General features: G+C 35.8%; 14 protein-coding genes and 1 pseudogene. 9 read left to right on the forward strand and 6 right to left on the reverse strand.

Translation table 11 applies throughout. The features are described 5' to 3' along the window. From ACTJIV_RS14115 to ACTJIV_RS14140, 6 genes and pseudogenes are all read left to right on the forward strand, one after another. The coding region (locus tag ACTJIV_RS14115; protein ID WP_440628226.1) for an RHS repeat domain-containing protein at positions 1-2,160 on the forward strand (2,160 nt) is incomplete at its 5' end. A 4-nt stretch (positions 2,161-2,164) separates the two neighbouring features. Further along, the gene (locus tag ACTJIV_RS14120) at positions 2,165-2,545 is read left to right on the forward strand and encodes a hypothetical protein (RefSeq protein WP_440628228.1); all 381 of its coding nucleotides are present in this window, start codon (positions 2,165-2,167) and stop codon (positions 2,543-2,545) included. Positions 2,546-2,675: 130 nt separating this feature from the next. Further along, the gene (locus tag ACTJIV_RS14125) at positions 2,676-3,521 is read left to right on the forward strand and encodes an RHS repeat domain-containing protein (RefSeq protein WP_440628230.1); all 846 of its coding nucleotides are present in this window, start codon (positions 2,676-2,678) and stop codon (positions 3,519-3,521) included. A gap of 25 nt (positions 3,522-3,546) precedes the next feature. Further along, a complete protein-coding gene (locus ACTJIV_RS14130; protein ID WP_336379103.1) occupies positions 3,547-3,951 on the forward strand; it encodes a hypothetical protein in 405 nt (134 codons plus the stop codon). Between the two features lie 121 nt (positions 3,952-4,072). Next, positions 4,073-4,264: pseudogene (locus ACTJIV_RS14135) on the forward strand (RHS repeat-associated core domain-containing protein); the annotation flags it as partial. Between the two features lie 755 nt (positions 4,265-5,019). Beyond that, positions 5,020-5,433 carry a hypothetical protein gene (locus tag ACTJIV_RS14140; RefSeq protein ID WP_440628232.1) on the forward strand — a complete coding sequence of 138 codons (414 nt, stop codon included), beginning with the start codon at positions 5,020-5,022 and terminating at the stop codon, positions 5,431-5,433. A gap of 379 nt (positions 5,434-5,812) precedes the next feature. Here the strand turns inward: ACTJIV_RS14140 and ruvC are convergent, their stop codons facing one another. Continuing rightward, on the reverse strand, positions 5,813-6,367 hold the full coding sequence (gene ruvC, locus ACTJIV_RS14145; RefSeq protein ID WP_040997663.1) for a crossover junction endodeoxyribonuclease RuvC: 555 nt from the start codon (positions 6,365-6,367) through the stop codon (positions 5,813-5,815). 60 nt (positions 6,368-6,427) lie between these two features. Beyond that, positions 6,428-6,949, reverse strand: coding sequence for a 2'-5' RNA ligase family protein (locus ACTJIV_RS14150; protein WP_440628235.1), 522 nt, complete (start codon positions 6,947-6,949; stop codon positions 6,428-6,430). 82 nt (positions 6,950-7,031) lie between these two features. Here ACTJIV_RS14150 and ACTJIV_RS14155 point away from each other — a divergent pair, with 82 nt between their 5' ends. Both ACTJIV_RS14155 and ACTJIV_RS14160 read left to right on the forward strand, forming a co-directional pair. Then, positions 7,032-7,355, forward strand: a complete 324-nt coding sequence (locus tag ACTJIV_RS14155) for a PadR family transcriptional regulator (RefSeq protein WP_034746505.1) — start codon at positions 7,032-7,034, stop codon at positions 7,353-7,355. After that, positions 7,352-8,077, forward strand: coding sequence for a hypothetical protein (locus ACTJIV_RS14160; RefSeq protein WP_440628237.1), 726 nt, complete (start codon positions 7,352-7,354; stop codon positions 8,075-8,077). Before ACTJIV_RS14155 ends, ACTJIV_RS14160 begins: the two co-directional genes overlap by 4 nt. Positions 8,078-8,158: 81 nt before the next feature. Here the strand turns inward: ACTJIV_RS14160 and ACTJIV_RS14165 are convergent, their stop codons facing one another. Further along, positions 8,159-9,136: a serine hydrolase domain-containing protein gene (locus ACTJIV_RS14165; protein WP_440628239.1), complete on the reverse strand. Its 978-nt coding sequence runs from the start codon at positions 9,134-9,136 to the stop codon at positions 8,159-8,161. A 289-nt stretch (positions 9,137-9,425) separates the two neighbouring features. Here ACTJIV_RS14165 and ACTJIV_RS14170 point away from each other — a divergent pair, with 289 nt between their 5' ends. After that, complete coding sequence (locus tag ACTJIV_RS14170; RefSeq protein WP_440628241.1) at positions 9,426-10,835, forward strand: pyridoxal phosphate-dependent decarboxylase family protein; 1,410 nt, start codon at positions 9,426-9,428, stop codon at positions 10,833-10,835. Between the two features lie 83 nt (positions 10,836-10,918). Here ACTJIV_RS14170 and ACTJIV_RS14175 read toward each other — a convergent pair whose 3' ends face one another. The 3 genes from ACTJIV_RS14175 to ACTJIV_RS14185 all read right to left on the reverse strand — a co-directional run bounded on the left by ACTJIV_RS14175 (position 10,919) and on the right by ACTJIV_RS14185 (position 15,873). Then, positions 10,919-11,629 carry a diphthine--ammonia ligase gene (locus ACTJIV_RS14175; RefSeq protein ID WP_440628639.1) on the reverse strand — a complete coding sequence of 237 codons (711 nt, stop codon included), beginning with the start codon at positions 11,627-11,629 and terminating at the stop codon, positions 10,919-10,921. A 16-nt stretch (positions 11,630-11,645) separates the two neighbouring features. Then, on the reverse strand, positions 11,646-12,416 hold the full coding sequence (locus tag ACTJIV_RS14180) for a hypothetical protein (protein ID WP_440628243.1): 771 nt from the start codon (positions 12,414-12,416) through the stop codon (positions 11,646-11,648). 109 nt (positions 12,417-12,525) lie between these two features. Next, positions 12,526-15,873 (reverse strand): methylmalonyl-CoA mutase family protein, encoded by a 3,348-nt coding sequence (locus tag ACTJIV_RS14185; RefSeq protein ID WP_440628245.1) that lies wholly within the window; start codon positions 15,871-15,873, stop codon positions 12,526-12,528. Positions 15,874-15,971 lie beyond the last annotated feature (98 nt).

Consider the following 15,971-nt stretch of genomic DNA (forward strand, 5'->3'; position numbering starts at 1 on the left):
AATATAGAAGATGACAAATGGACAAAGAACTTTATCTGGTATGATACCAAAGGAAGAAATATAGGCTCAAGAAGTAACAACCATTTGGGAGGATATACTGTTGTTAATCATAAGCTTGATTTTGCGGGAATGGTCCTTCAGACCAATACTTATCACAGAAGATTGATCACGGATCCTGAAAAGGGCTTCGTAGAAAAATTCACTTATGATTCCCAGAACAGGCTTCTGACCCAAACCCATCAGGTAGGCAGTAATCCTGTTGAATATCTGGCTCAGAATAAGTATAATGAACTCTCCCAGCTGGAGTCCAAAAAAGTAGGAGGAGTATCCTTAGCATCCCCATTGCAGACCATCGATTATAAGTATAATATCAGAGGCTGGATGACCAATATTAATGATCCAGTCAATTTGGGAAGCGATTTGTTTGGTTATAAAATCAAATACAATCAGGTTGAAGGATTGGAAACACCCAATACCGATTTTCCTGATTTGAAAGTAATGCCGAGGTATAATGGGAATATCGCAGAGGTAGACTGGAGAACTGCTACTGCAGCTAATGATCACCTGAGAAGATACGGCTATGTTTACGATAGCTTAAATAGGCTTTCAGCAGGTTTTTATCAGAAAGACAGCAATCCTTCTGCGAAAGAATATTTTGAGAAACTGGAGTACGACCTGAATGGAAATATTACTAATTTAAAAAGATCTTCTGAATTAATGGAAGGAAATACTGCCGCAAATTTCCTTAATAACCTTAATTATACTTATCAGGGGAACAGACTTACATCTGTTAAGGATCTGGTACCATTTATCGGTGGATATAAAGGAGGTACTATGCAGTATGATGCAAATGGAAATATGACGGGTAATCCCGATAAAAACAAAATGCTTATCACATATAATTTCTTAAATCTGCCAAGCAGCATTACAGAAACAGTATTTGTTAACTCCACAAATAACACCTATTATACCTATAGAGCTGACGGAACGAAAGTATCGAAGAGGTATATACAAGCGGGTGCTGAACAGAATACAGATTACTTAGATGGATTTCAATATAACAATCTGGAAACATTTGGTTCAACGGTTCCTACGGTTCCAACATTAAAGTTTGCACCGACATCAGAAGGTTATTTTGATTTTGAAAAAAATAAGTATATTTATAATTACATTGATCATTTAGGAAATGTAAGATTGAGTTATTTTAATAATGGAGCCATGCTTGAAGTGGTTGAAGAGAACAATTACTACCCATTTGGATTAAAACATGGCAGCTATAACAGTTTACCTGGGAACTATAGTTATCAGTATAAGTACAATGGGAAGGAGTTGCAAGAGACTGGGATGTATGATTATGGCGCGAGATTCTATATGCCGGATATTGGGAGGTGGGGTGTTGTAGATCCATTGGCGGAAACTTCTCGTCGTTGGTCGCCTTATACTTATGCTTTTAATAATCCAATTAGGTTTATTGATCCAGATGGAATGGAAAATAAGGATATTCATCTACTGGGGAATTTAGCAGATAAGGCACTTGAGCAATTAAATGCAAATAGTAGTTTGGCTATGACAAAGGATTCGAATGGCAAATTAGATACTGCCAAGCTAAGCAAAAGTGAATATAATAAATTGTCAGAAACTGATAAGGTTCTATATGATGGTATTAAGAATACCAGTATTGATTCGAAAATTTATGCTGAAAATAACAATGTAACTCCAAGTGGAGGATTAATGCCAGGAGGATCTTTTGGCGGCGCAGATTATGACTCAGTAACAAATACCAGCACAGGAGTGCAATATACAAATCCCGAAGTATTAGGAAATGCCGAAAACTTTACAGGAACTCAAAAAGGAACAGGAATAACTCATGAAGTTGTAGAAAATGTACTTATTACACAAGAATCTTTTAATGCCAAAACAGATGTTTCGATAAAAACAGCATTAAACCCTAGTCCATTATTTGATAAATTCCATGATCAGACAAGAAGCATGATGCCGTATGATAATTTAGTTATATCAGCTAGAACAAGATTTGAATCCGCTGGAACAACAACAAAAAAATATTATGAAGGTTTTGCTGGAAAAAAAGATATTAACGGAAAAATTCAGACACTACCTTTGTATAAAGTTTATTCAAATGATAAAAAATTAAAAAAATAATTTTATGAAAAATATAGTTTTTTTATTTTTCTCTATTATATGCAGTTGTCAAACAAGTAACGTTATTGTTAGTTCAAAACCTACTCATATAAAAAGAAAAATAATCTCTTTTAAGGAAAACGAGGAAGTACTTATACTAATAGCGAATAATAATGATATTATTGAGGTATTTAAAGAAAATAGTACTAAGAAGTGTAAAAAAATAGAAATAGGTAAGACAAGCACCTTTAAAATAATTCCTGTAAGTGACTTGATACAGCAAGGTATTAACTCACCTAACGAGTACATTTTAAATGATTCAACTATTATAAGATATAATCATTATTACTCCGGAGAGAAAAAACAAAACATTTGTATACAATATGCCTTTGATATCACAAGCTGAATAATGCCTCCCTCGTAAATGCAAAATAAACCCCCTCGCTCCCGCACGATTACATCGTGTGGCAGATAACTAAAACAACCCTGTGTTGCAGGTATTTATCAGTCAAGTATAATGGCAAGGAACTAAGGAGATGGGAATGTATGACTATGGCGCAAGATTCTATATGCCAGATCTTGGAAGATGGGGTGTTGTGGATCCTTTAGCGGAGAAAATGCCAAGCTGGTCGCCGTATAACTATACCTTTGATAATCCAGTAAAATATACTGATCCTGATGGAAGAGAACCATTTAATGAGTATGATAAGAATGGCAAGATGATTAGTAATTTAGGTGGAAATAAAATAGATTTTTACCATCAAAGAAATGGAGATACTAAAGTAGTTAGTCGAGAAACTGGAGCTTCAAATATTATTAAAGGCGGAGAATCTATTATTCGTGGTTATACTCATAGAGGAAAAGATGTAGGATGGGGAACTATAACAGCTGAATATTTTGGAGGAAGTGGACCTGCTCGCAGTCTATTTAGTGATTTTAATGATTCTAATGATGGACCTTTTGCTTCTCTAGATAAGTCATCGTCTCCATATTCTTCTTTAGCAAGACAGGATGTACTAAATTCAAAAAATTCAAAAGGAGTCGTCAAAATGGATTATCTTCAAGCTAACCCCATAACAGCAAATTTTGATTTTTATGAACAAATGTGGGGAAGATCAAATATATCTTGGTATAAATTAGGAGATGAAACACTTTTTCTAATGACTGATTCTAAGTCACAAGAGTCATTGTTTTATAGATTACCAGTAAATAATTTTGAAAGAACCGAAGGAAAGGTAAATAGCTTTGGCAATACATATCAGACTTATATATGGACTGAAAGCAAATACGAAGTTCAACAGAAAGCAGTTAACCCAACCTTAAAGAACGTTTTTAAACAAACTATAACACCGCCATCTATATTAACAAGACCTAGATTTTAAATTGAACATCTTAAATTTAATAAATATGAAAAAAAGTATAAGTTTAATTTTATTACCTTTTTTATTTTCGTGCCAAAATATTAGTAATGAAGATATATATGGAAAATATTCACCCATATCATACAAGAATACATATGACACTCTGACAATTAACAAGGATGGGATTTATAACAGAGTGATTTACAATATAAAAGGGAAGAAATTATTGAATTACAATTCGAAATACAAATTAGAAGGTAACACAATAGAGTTTAATGATTTTTATTTAAATTTTGATAAAGATTTAATTGCCTTTCCAGAAGATGTGAATGATACTGATATGACCTATACTACTTTTTTTGAAAAAAAAAATAAGAATATTGTACTTTGCTTTGGTTACCATGATGGGGAGAATTGTTATAAAAAGATTATAGAACAAAAAAAACACTGAGCAAAGACCCCGCTAGTACGAGCGTCTCGTTCGTTCTCAGATAATAAACAAATAAACCCGTAGCTCCGCACGATTGCATCGTGTGGTAGATAATAAGTACATCGTATTTTATGAGGTTACTTATAATTATAAGTACAATGGTAAGGAGTTGCAAGAGACGGGGATGTATGATTATGGAGCTAGGATGTATATGCCAGATCTGGGAAGATGGGGTGTAATAGATCCGTTGGCTGAAAAGATGAGAAGATATAGTCCTTATAACTATGCATTTAGCAATCCTATTAACTTTATTGATCCTGATGGTAGAGAAGGAACAGGATGGATTAAATCAGTTGTTGATGGGCAAACATCTTGGACTTATGACAAAGATGTTCATTCGTTACAAGATGCAAAAGATAAAAAATATACTGGTGTTACAGAATATCAAGATGCTTTGACAATAACAGGGACAAGTAATGGACAACAAAATTATCAATATACTTTAGATGCTTCAGGTGTGGCAACCGATTCTAGTGGAAAGGTAATGACCGAATCCTTCACTACTGGAGCAGGAACTCAAATTGGAGTTAATCCAGATAGTCAAATGTTAGCAATAATTAGTCAGCTACCATTAGCCGGATTTGGAGGAATGGGAGCTGAATTTAGGTATAGTTGTATAGTTGGTCAAGGGTGGTCTGGTGCATTAGGTTATGTTTCGGCAGATAATAATAATGGAAGTTCTTTTTATTTTAACATAAATTATGGAGTGGGTTATGATCTAGGACCGTCTTTAAGTATGTATAGCGTTACCCCTGCTGCTGGTCATGATTTTAAAGTTGAAGGCTTCGCAGGAAATGGCATGAGCTATTCGGGAGGAGTCCCTTTTCTAAATGCCTCCTATGGAGGAACGGATTATGATGGGAAGTTTCAATTTAGAGATATGAAACCTAGTAATTTTGGATTAAATAATAATGGGGCTAAAGGATATACAACTTTTGGTATAGGAACAAATCCAATTGGTTTTGGATCATCATACCAATATGGTACAACAAAGCTATTTGGGACTAAACCTTCTAAAAAATAATATAAATGTTAAAGAGTAATAAAGTTCCATTTTTCATTTCTTTAATTGGATTCCTAATTTTATTTATTTATTTTAATTATGAAAAAGGATTGTCTGGCCTTTTTAAATCAGAAACAGATTCTTTTGTATCTGAATTTTCTCCTATTGAAATACAAAAACAAAAATACTTAGGAGAAGTTGCTGATTCCTTAAATCATATGAATGCTTATATGAGTTTTGGTGAGATTTGTTTACCTATGCTTGATCAATGGAAAAACAAAATTGAGTTAGGGGATTATGTTTTTAAAAAAAAGGATAGTTTAACATTATTAATTGAAAGAAATAATAAAAAAAGTTATCTACATTTTGACAGCACTAATTTTAAAGGTGCTCCACCACCATGTAGGTGTAAAGAGTTAAGTAAAAAAAGCCAACTTTAAAGTTGGCTTTTTTTACTTAATTTATAGAATTGCTTTAACGTCGTATCCTACAATTTTAATACTATCATTAATCTTTAGTAAAGTAATTTTTTCTTCCGTATTTTTGATGTTTCTATCTACTTTATACAATAATATATATTGGGATTTAGGATTTGTTCCTTCAGAAATAAATGTTTCCCATTTAATTATTTTAGTTTTTTTTATATTATCACCACAGTCCTTATCTATTAAACCACTGTATTTTATTAATAATAAGCAAATATAAATACTTTATAAGGTAAATAAACAGTATCTCTCCACGAAATAGAAAGGTTAAATGACATTATATAATATTATACAAAATATCAAGATAAGGAAATTCAGAAAGTAGCTTATATTTCTACTTCACCCTCCCCGGATTCTGTTTCAAAAAACTATCCCAACCGCTGTAGGATTTTGTATCTGCAATAGTCCCGGAATTAAAATGATGGCAGACTGCAACAGCCAAGCCATCTGAAGCATCTAAATATTTGGTAGGAAATTCTTTCAGTTTTAAAAGATTTTGAAGCATTCCGGCTACCTGTTCTTTGCTGGCATTTCCGTTCCCGGTGATAGCCATCTTGATCTTTTTAGGAGAATATTCCGTGATGGGAATATTTCTGTACAGGCTTGCGGCCATTGCAACGCCTTGTGCGCGGCCGAGTTTAAGCATACTCTGCACATTTTTCCCATAAAATGGAGCTTCCAGAGCGACTTCATCAGGATGATATTCGTCAATCAGAGCTAATGTTTTATCAAAGATATATTTCAGTTTCGTTTCGTGGTTCGGATATTTTTTCAGGATCAGCTCGTGGATGGAAATCATTTCCATTTTACTTTTGGTCACGGAAATAATGCCGAAACCCATAATCGCTGTTCCGGGATCAATCCCTAAAATTATCTTCTCTGAAATCATGCTTCAAAGATAGGGTTTATAAATCTTTTTTGGTGAATTGTGGTAAAGTTTGATTGAGCCTTATTTTAATTGTTTTTCAGCAATAGGAATCCATCTTCCGTCATGGCGAAGAAGTAGAATTTTATCGACTAAAAATTTAGTTTTGTATACTTTGGTCTTATAAACTTCCCATGCTTTCAGATAATTATCAAAACTAAGATTTCTGTAGCCAACAGTCATGTGAGGCGTAAAAGATTTCTTGCCAAAACTGAAGTGCTGTGTTACCCTTTGATGAAGTAAATTTAAATTTTCGTTGGCTTCAGGCTGTACAAAAATGACCGCATTTTTTGGATTGGGAAAACTTCCGAAACCATTCAGTAGTATTTCAAAGGAAGGAATATCCGTATCTATCTTCTGGAAAGCAGTATGAATATCACTTTCCAGTTCAAGTTCTCTTTCAAAAGGTGATAATAAAGTAATATGTGCATCATTGGTTAATGCTTTTGAATTATCATAATTCGCAGCAAGATCTTGTTTGAACACCTTTACTTCATCAATGATGCTCTGTGGAGGATAAATAGCGATGAAATACATTTTTTTCATACCGCAAAATAGATATTTTTCAGAAAAAACTTAATGCATAAGAAAATTATGCATAGATTTACAAGGTATAAAAACAAGGTTTTTGAAAAAGAACAGTCTTTACAAAGGAACACTCCAGAACATTATTCTAAAACTGCTTTCTAAAGAAGTGAAAATGTATGGCTATCAGATTACCCAGCGTGCCAAAGAACTTACGGAAGGGGAGCTTGAGATGACGGAAGGTGCGCTGTATCCGCTGCTGCATAAATTGGAGAATGACGGGATGATCACCTCAGAGATCCAAAAGATCAACGGTAGGGACCGTAAATATTACCTCCTGACAGAAAAGGGAAAGAAACACCAGGCTGTTCAGGAAAACGAAATGAAAAGTTATTTGTTAAACCTCAATACCATTTTTAACATATGATGACCAAAGCACAGGAAAAACAGGTTACAGATTATCTTATTTTTCAGGAACTTCCTCTTGATATTTTAGTGGAAATAAAGGACCATATGATCTCCCAGATTGCAGATGTTCAGCTTCGCAAAAATCTGAATTTTGAAGACGCGTTTCTGAACGTAAAAAAATCATGGGACGGAGAATTTAAAATGGTAAGTTACTTTTTATTTTCTCCTGTAGAGATTCCATTAATTGTAAAAAAGATCATTAAAGAAAAATTTAATATTCTCCTGAAAAAGTCTCTTATAATAGGTCTTGCTTTCTTTGGAATTAACCTGCTGCTAATTTATTTTTCAAAAGATCAGGAAGAATACACAATATTTTTCAGACTACTGAATGGACTGTTTTTACTGATAATGGGGACAGTATGGCTATTAAATATTAAAATCTGGAAATATATGAGAACAGATTTTAAATACAAAGGAAAATGTTTTTACACCTCATACCAGCAGAATACGGGTTTGATGGTAATATGTACGATTTCCATGTTGCAGATTGTTGGAAAAACCGGGCATTATGCTTACCAGTTTTTCAGAATGCAAAATACATCTGAAATAGCCGGAACACTTATTACATTGCTTGTTCCCTTTGTTATGCAGACCTTTGTAATTTTCACCCTGTTCAATTTTTTTGAACATAAAAAGACCCTGAAAAGAATGCAGGATTTTCTTCAGCCTGCGGGTAATTGATATTAGGCGATAGCTATAAGTCCAATAGTAACTTACAGTACATTAGGCTTAATTTTCTTATCTGAATTCAGGTTAAATAAATTAGTGTTTTGCTTTGAGCTGTAGCAAAGTGTTCTCAAGATGGTCCGTAATCTTTTTAACTTCCACATGAGGCCTGAAAGTTGAACTTTTTCCCTTTTCTTCATCCGCAATATTAGATAAAATAATAACGGAGGTTTTAGTTTGAGGATAATAAATATTCAGAGAAGGGGAGCCCTTTACATAGCCGCTGTGAAAATAACTTTCAGGGCTTCCGATATTGATCATGATGCCGTAGCCATAGCCCATTTTCCCTAAAATGGCATGATGCCTTTCCGAACTTTTAGAAACAAACTGCTTTAAAGTTTCAGCTTTGAGGATTTTTCCGCTATAGATCGCATTATTCCAGATGTGGAGATCTTCTATGGTTGAAAGAATGCCACCCGCCGGAGTTCCTATATCTTTTCCTCCCAATCTTTTTGGCATATTCGGAACGGCTGTAAATTTTGTAGCATTTCCCAAATAAGCACCTGCAAAATTCTTACCCTCAAAGATATTTCCCGTGGAAGAATTTTTCATTCCTGCTTTTTTGAACAGCTCCATGACATTTTCATCGTATGATTTTCCTGAAACAACTTCTATAATTTGGCCCAGAGCATTAAAGCCGTCATTAGAATAGAAAAAATCCGAACCGCTTTTGAACATCAGTTTTCCTCCGAAAGTATTTAATCCCGAAGTGTGATTTAAAAGCTGGTGAATAGTAATATTTTCATACTCTTTGATTTGAAATGTTTTCAGGTATTTGGATGCTTTGTCACTAACGTTCAGTTTTCCCTGTTCCATCTGGAGAAGAACAAGGGCCGCAGTGAGCTGTTTGCTTACAGATCCAATGGCAAAAACCGTATTGCTGTCGATTTTTACCTTATTCTTGAAATCGGAATAGCCGTTTTCTTTCCTGTACAGTTGCAGAGAATCTTTAAATACGGCAATACTTCCGTTGAAATTATATTTTTTAAATACAGAATCAATCTGCTGCTCCAAAAGTGTTTTTTGAAAAGCTGTAATTGTGGAATCAATAATTACATTTTTGTCAACCGGTTTTTGGAGAGTTTCAGTTTTACATGAAAACAAAAAGCAGAAAAGCAGAAGAAAGGAAACGTTTTTTATCACAGGTGTTTTATATTAAAAGTTACTGACTTTAGGACTGATACATATTTAAATGTAAGAAAATCCTTTGAAGTCTCAAAAAGAAGCAAAATTTGTGCTAAGCCAGGGTAGAATCTTACAAGTATTTAATATTTTTGAATAAATTATTTTACAATATATCATAATGAAAGAATATTTGAAAAGCGATTCAGTGCAAATAGATCATATACTTGAAATCATAAAGCAGCAAGGAACTCAATACTTGAATACCCTGGCAGAAAGGCCCACCTCTGTAAATAATAATCGGGCACCTGAAAACATAAGATTGCCGGAGTCCGGTTTTGGAACTGAAGAGACTTTAAAAATATTCAATGAAAGATTTGAACCCATCATAGTAGGATCATCAGGGCCGCGGTACCTTGGGTTTGTAACCGGAGGCACTACTCCAGCTTCCATTGCGGGAGATTGGCTGGCAACAGTCTACGATCAGAATACTCAAACTACAACAGGCCAGGGAGATATCTCGGGCAATGTAGAAATGGAAACCATAAAGATGCTGCTGGATCTACTTAGCCTGCCGCAAAGTTTTCTGGGAGGTTTTGTAACCGGAGCCACAATGTCTAATTTTACATGTCTGGCTGTCGCAAGGCAATGGCTGGGAAAAGAGCAGGGAAGGGATATTGCTAAAGAAGGAATGTCAGGAACTGTTAAAATACTGACAGCTACACCCCATTCATCATCCATAAAATCGCTGTCACTTTTAGGGATAGGAAGCAATAATATTATAAAGATAAAAACTGCTGCAGAAGATCGCGAAGCGATTAACATACAGGATCTTGAAGATCATATCATAAAGCTTAATGGAGAACCGTTCATCTTAATTTCCAGTGGAGGAACCGTGAATACGGTTGATTTTGATAATTTTACAGAGATCAGAAAGCTGAAAGGAAAATATAAATTTTGGTGGCATATAGATGCAGCATTCGGAGGTTTTGCAGCCTGTTCAAATGCTTATAAACATCTTGTTGACGGCTGGGAATACGCAGACAGTATTACAGTAGACTGTCATAAATGGTTAAACGTTCCCTATGAAAGTGCGGTATTTTTTGTAAAAGAACAATACAAAATTTTACAGATGGAAACCTTTCAGAATTCCAATGCTCCTTATCTGGGAGACCCGTTGGAGAATTTTAATTATTTGAATTTTCTTCCTGAGAATTCAAGAAGATTAAAGGCGCTTCCTGCATGGTTTTCTATCATGGCATATGGCAGAGAAGGATATCAGGATATTGTAGAAAGCAATATAACGCTGTCTAAACAACTTGCCCAACTGATTGAAGACAGTAAGGATTTCAAATTATTGGCTCCCGTAAGGCTAAATACAGTATGTTTTACTTTAAAAGAGGAAGCAAAACAGGATCAGGTCAACAGATTTCTGGAAGCACTGAATGACACCGGAAAAGTCTTCATGACTCCAACTTTTTATAATAAGCATAAAGGAATCAGAGCTGCTTTTGTTAACTGGCAAACCACCGAAAAGGATGTCGAGCTGATATTTAATGTGATGAAAAACATAATAGCAACGCTAGAGTAAAGTAATAAAACTTGTTTATCATTGCGTTAATTTTTAATCTCTGAATTCAGATTAAATTAAAAACCCTAGTAACTAATAGAATCTTATTTCAAAATAAGATCGCAGAACCAGAAAACATACTCACCGTCTTCATCTTCAGGATTTACTTGAGGTTTAGGGTAGGTTTTCTTTACTGTTTCTCCTATTTCAAACTGAACAGGATGTTTAAAGATAGGCCCATCAAAAGTAAATGTGTGGAATTCCCCGTTTTCTCCACATGGATCAACATTTTCAGGAAGATCATTGATGAAATCCTGGTCAATGATTCTTCCTGCAAAACTTTTGTCCAGATAAGTTTCATTCACACAGGTCACAATCGTTTTGAAGCCAAGATTAAGAAATTCGTGGATGAGGTCGGTTGTATCCTGCTTCCAAAGTGGAAATATAGCTTCCATTCCTATGGAATTCAGCTGGTCTTCACGGTATTTCCGGAGGTCTTCCAGGAAAATGTCCCCAAAAACAGACTGTGTAATGCCCATAGCTTGAATGTCTGACATCGTTTTACCCATAATCTCGCGGTATTCTTCCATGGAGGGTTCCTTGGGGAGTTCCATTTTAATCAAAGGCAGTCCCATATTTTCGGCTTGCTTTTCTAAAAGTGAGACATGAACACCATGCATGGAAATCCTCTGAAACTCTTTATTGATACTGGTAAGCAGAGTTGTGACTTCAGTCTGATTTTCCTGTTGGATTTTATAAAATGCAAGGGCAGAATCTTTTCCACTACTCCAGTTGAATACGGCTTTTGGTATCATTAATTCATTCTGCGTTTTATTTTGCTGCATCATTCATTTCTGCTTCAAATTGTGCCAATCCGGCTTTTGTGCTTCCTTTATCAGTTGCTGTTTGCCATTCTTTTTTTGCTTTGGTTTTGTCACCCAGACTATAATAATAGCTTCCTAAAACCGTATGGCCTTCAACCTCGCCCATGCTGATTATTTTTTGTCCTAACTTGATGATTTCAGGATTCTGTTTAGGCTTTTTCAGTTTGTTTTTTAAAACGGCTTCCATTCCGCCGACATCGTTCATTATCATCAATCCAAATTTCTCCATGCATGCCTTTGCAAGACCTCTGGTACATAAATCGTCAATGGTTTTTGTATAATTTGTCATTGCGTTTTCATCAAATAATTTGTCAAGATCATTGGATTTGGCTCTTGTTTTACGGTAATATTCATAAAGAAGCTGTGCATTTTTCTTAGCCAGGGCATCATCTTTTCTGTTGTTTTCGGCAAGGCTGTCTTTCTTTAGGTCCCACTTGGTGTCCTTAACCCAGGTTGAATTACCTGCCAAGCGGTTTTTAGACATTTTAAAAATAAAAATATCCTTATCCGGAAAAACAACCACAGAATCATTTTTCACAAAATAATCTCCTTTTCCATATCCCGCAATATCAACCTTTCCGTTACCATCAAAAGCAAAATATGGGTATAACGTTTCTTTAGAATTGGTGATAAAATAACCCTGGAGGTTGTTATCAGCTTCTTGAGCATTGAAGAGTCCGGAGGAAATAATTCCAATCAGGAATAAAATATATTTCATTAGTTAAAATGTTGCTGTTGTGTAAAAATACAAAAAACCTCAAAGAAATCTCCTTGAGGTTTAATTTATAAGTTGAATATTGCTCAACAATGTTTAAAATTGTCTGGGTTTACATATTTCTTCTGTATTTACCACCCACTTCAAATAAAGCATTGGTAATCTGTCCAAGAGAACAGTATTTAACAGCATCCATCATCACGGCAAATAAGTTTTGCTGGTTGATGGCTGCATATTGCAATTGTTTTAAAGCTTCTGCAGATCTGTCTTCATTAGATTTTTGGAAATTATGTAAAGTTTCGATCTGAACCTGCTTTTCTTCCTCAGTAGAACGGATAACTTCCCCCGGACGTACTGTTGGTGAGCCGTCTTTTCCAAGGAACGTATTCACTCCGATAATCGGATATTCTCCTGTGTGTTTCAACCATTCATAATGCATGGATTCTTCCTGAATTTTTGAACGCTGATACATGGTTTCCATGGCGCCAAGCACACCGCCTCTTTCTGTAATTCTGTCGAATTCCGCATAAACTGCTTCTTCCACAAGATCCGTAAGCTCTTCAATAATAAATGATCCTTGAAGAGGGTTTTCATTCTTAGCTAACCCTAATTCTTTATTAATAATTAACTGGATCGCCATGGCTCTTCTTACAGACTGCTCAGTCGGCGTTGTAATAGCCTCGTCGTAAGCATTGGTGTGAAGAGAATTACAGTTATCATAGATTGCGTAAAGTGCCTGAAGCGTCGTTCTGATATCATTGAAATCAATTTCCTGCGCATGCAGCGAACGTCCTGAAGTCTGGATGTGGTATTTCAGCATCTGGCTTCTTTCGTCTGCTCCGTATTTCAGCTTCATAGCTTTTGCCCATATTCTTCTTGCTACACGGCCGATCACTGAATATTCAGGGTCGATACCGTTAGAGAAAAAGAATGACAAATTCGGGGCAAAATCATTGATATCCATTCCTCTTGACAAATAATATTCCACGTACGTGAAACCATTTGCCAAAGTAAATGCCAGCTGGGAAACCGGATTCGCGCCCGCTTCTGCAATGTGATATCCTGAAATAGAAACGGAGTAGAAGTTCCTAACTTTTTCCGTGATAAAATATTCCTGAACGTCACCCATCAAACGAAGGGCAAATTCAGTAGAGAAAATACAGGTATTCTGAGCCTGGTCTTCTTTTAAAATATCAGCCTGAACCGTTCCACGAACTGTCGCAATGGTTTTAGCCTTAATTTCGGCATAAGCTTCAGCAGGAATCACTTCATCTCCTGTAATTCCTAATAATTTTAATCCTAAACCATTGTTGGAAGGAGGAAGTTCACCGTTGTATTTTGGTCTTTCTAAGCCTCTATCATCAAATTTTGCTTTTAGAGCTTTTTCAACATTCGCCTCAAGATTATGCTCGGCAATATATTTTTCAACATTCTGATCAATCGCTGCATTCATAAAGAAAGCCAGCAGCATTGGAGCAGGACCGTTGATGGTCATAGAAACCGAAGTCATCGCATTTACCAGATCAAAACCTGAATACAGCTTTTTAGCATCATCTAATGTTGCGATAGAAACTCCCGCATTTCCGATTTTACCATAAATATCTGGTGGTAAAGCTGGATCTTGTCCGTATAAAGTTACAGAGTCAAACGCTGTAGATAGACGTTTTGCATCCATTTCCGCAGAAACGTAATGGAATCTTCTGTTGGTTCTTTCTGGTCCACCTTCTCCGGCGAACATTCTTGTCGGATCTTCTCCTGTTCTTTTGAAAGGATAAATTCCTGCAGTGTACGGGAATCCTCCGGGAAGATTTTCCTGACCCTTCCATTTGATCAGATCACCCCAGTCTGTGTATTTTGGTAAAGCAATCTTTGGAATTCTTAAGTGGGATAAAGATTCCGTTGAAGTTTCCACTTTAATTTCTTTTCCTCTTACAAAATAAGAATAAAACTCTTCGTGAAAAGCTTTTTTCGTATCATCCCAGGTTTTTAAGAAGTCGATATTTTCCTGCTGAAGATCTTTTTCTGCTTTTTGATATTCAGCGTCCAGGGTCTCATTCGAAAGGAAGTTTTTTACCCCTTCAATATGATACATTTTTCTGGCTAATTCAGCCTGCTTTTCAACGTTGGCGTCATATTGTCTGTTGTTTTCAACGATTTCAGATAAATAACGAACTCTTTTTGGAGGAATGATGGTTACTTCGTCTGTAATTTCCTGCTCAACAAAACCTTGTAAGTTTAAACCGGAGAATTTATCATTTACTTTTGCAACTAATCTATTGTATAGTTCAGTTGTTCCGTGATCATTGAACTGGGATGCTTTTGTTGCATAAACAGGCATATCATCCAACTGCTGTTCCCATAACAGATGGTTTCTCTGAAACTGTTTTCTAACGGCTTGGAGGGCATCAAGAGCCCCACGTTTATCAGATTTATTTAAAGCCACTAAATCAGCATAATCTAGCATGTCAATTTTCTCCAACTGCGTAGAAGCTCCGTATTCAGGAGTCATCACGTACATTGAAACATCCGCAAAATCAGACACTTCAGAACCGGACTGTCCGATACCCGAAGTTTCCAGAATGATAACATCAGGATGAGCCAGTTTCAAAACATTCAGTGCAGAATGAATGAACGGAGAAACGGAAACATTGTTTTCTCTTGTGGCCATCGAACGCATATAAACTCTAGGATCATTGATCGCATTCATACGGATTCTGTCTCCCAAAAGAGCACCTCCTGTTTTCTTTTTAGAAGGGTCAATGGAAATGATGGCGATTTTTTTATCAGGATTTGAACGGATAAAACGTCTTACCAGTTCATCTGTTAATGAAGATTTTCCCGCTCCACCAGTACCTGTGATACCAATGATAGGAATATTTAGATCTTTTGATTTTTCGTCAATTGCTTTTACCAAGTCCGGTTTTTCTTCTGAGAAGTTTTCGACGGCGGAAATAACTTTAGCGATGCTTGTGGAATTTTCAAAACTGATTGAATCCAGATCACCAGCGGTTATATCTTTTCCTGTCGCGAAATCCGATCTTTTAACCAAATCATCGATCATGCCCTGCAGGCCAAGTTCACGGCCGTCATCCGGAGAATAAATTCTGTCGATTCCGTAAGACATGATATCCTCAATTTCTTCCGGCAGAATTACACCGCCGCCACCGCCAAAAATTTTGATCTGCGGGGAGTTTTTTTCTCTTAAAAGGTCGTAGATATATTTGAAATATTCATTGTGGCCGCCTTGGTATGAGGTTAATGCAATAGCATTGGCATCTTCCTGGATCGCTGTGTTAACAACTTCCTCAGCTGATTTGTCGTGTCCCAGGTGGATCACTTCACATCCTGTTCCCTGGATCACGCGGCGCATGATATTAATCGCAGCATCGTGTCCGTCAAATAATGACGCCGCTGTTACGATTCTCACTTTGTTGGTTGGAGTATATTTTTGGGTTTCCATAAAAAAATCTAGAAAATTTCTGAATTTTCAAATATAATAATAAAATAAGAACCTTTTGGTTTTGTTTAATGGTTTGATTTTAAGAGAGTTGTTTGTAG

Source organism: Chryseobacterium sp. 22532, from assembly GCF_052044665.1.
In the GTDB taxonomy this organism is placed as follows: Bacteria; Bacteroidota; Bacteroidia; order Flavobacteriales; family Weeksellaceae; genus Chryseobacterium; species Chryseobacterium lathyri.

Excerpts from the sequence above, each read along its gene's own strand:
- ACTJIV_RS14140 (WP_440628232.1), top strand. The coding sequence starts at position 5,020 with ATGTTAAAGAGTAATAAAGTTCCATTTTTCATTTCTTTAATTGGATTC.
- ACTJIV_RS14175 (WP_440628639.1), bottom strand. The coding sequence starts at position 11,629 with ATGATACCAAAAGCCGTATTCAACTGGAGTAGTGGAAAAGATTCTGCC.
- ACTJIV_RS14185 (WP_440628245.1), bottom strand. The coding sequence starts at position 15,873 with ATGGAAACCCAAAAATATACTCCAACCAACAAAGTGAGAATCGTAACA.
- ACTJIV_RS14180 (WP_440628243.1), bottom strand. The coding sequence starts at position 12,416 with ATGAAATATATTTTATTCCTGATTGGAATTATTTCCTCCGGACTCTTC.
- ruvC (WP_040997663.1), bottom strand. The coding sequence starts at position 6,367 with ATGATTTCAGAGAAGATAATTTTAGGGATTGATCCCGGAACAGCGATT.
- ACTJIV_RS14150 (WP_440628235.1), bottom strand. The coding sequence starts at position 6,949 with ATGAAAAAAATGTATTTCATCGCTATTTATCCTCCACAGAGCATCATT.
- ACTJIV_RS14160 (WP_440628237.1), top strand. The coding sequence starts at position 7,352 with ATGATGACCAAAGCACAGGAAAAACAGGTTACAGATTATCTTATTTTT.
- ACTJIV_RS14120 (WP_440628228.1), top strand. The coding sequence starts at position 2,165 with ATGAAAAATATAGTTTTTTTATTTTTCTCTATTATATGCAGTTGTCAA.
- ACTJIV_RS14125 (WP_440628230.1), top strand. The coding sequence starts at position 2,676 with ATGGGAATGTATGACTATGGCGCAAGATTCTATATGCCAGATCTTGGA.
- ACTJIV_RS14170 (WP_440628241.1), top strand. The coding sequence starts at position 9,426 with ATGAAAGAATATTTGAAAAGCGATTCAGTGCAAATAGATCATATACTT.
- ACTJIV_RS14130 (WP_336379103.1), top strand. The coding sequence starts at position 3,547 with ATGAAAAAAAGTATAAGTTTAATTTTATTACCTTTTTTATTTTCGTGC.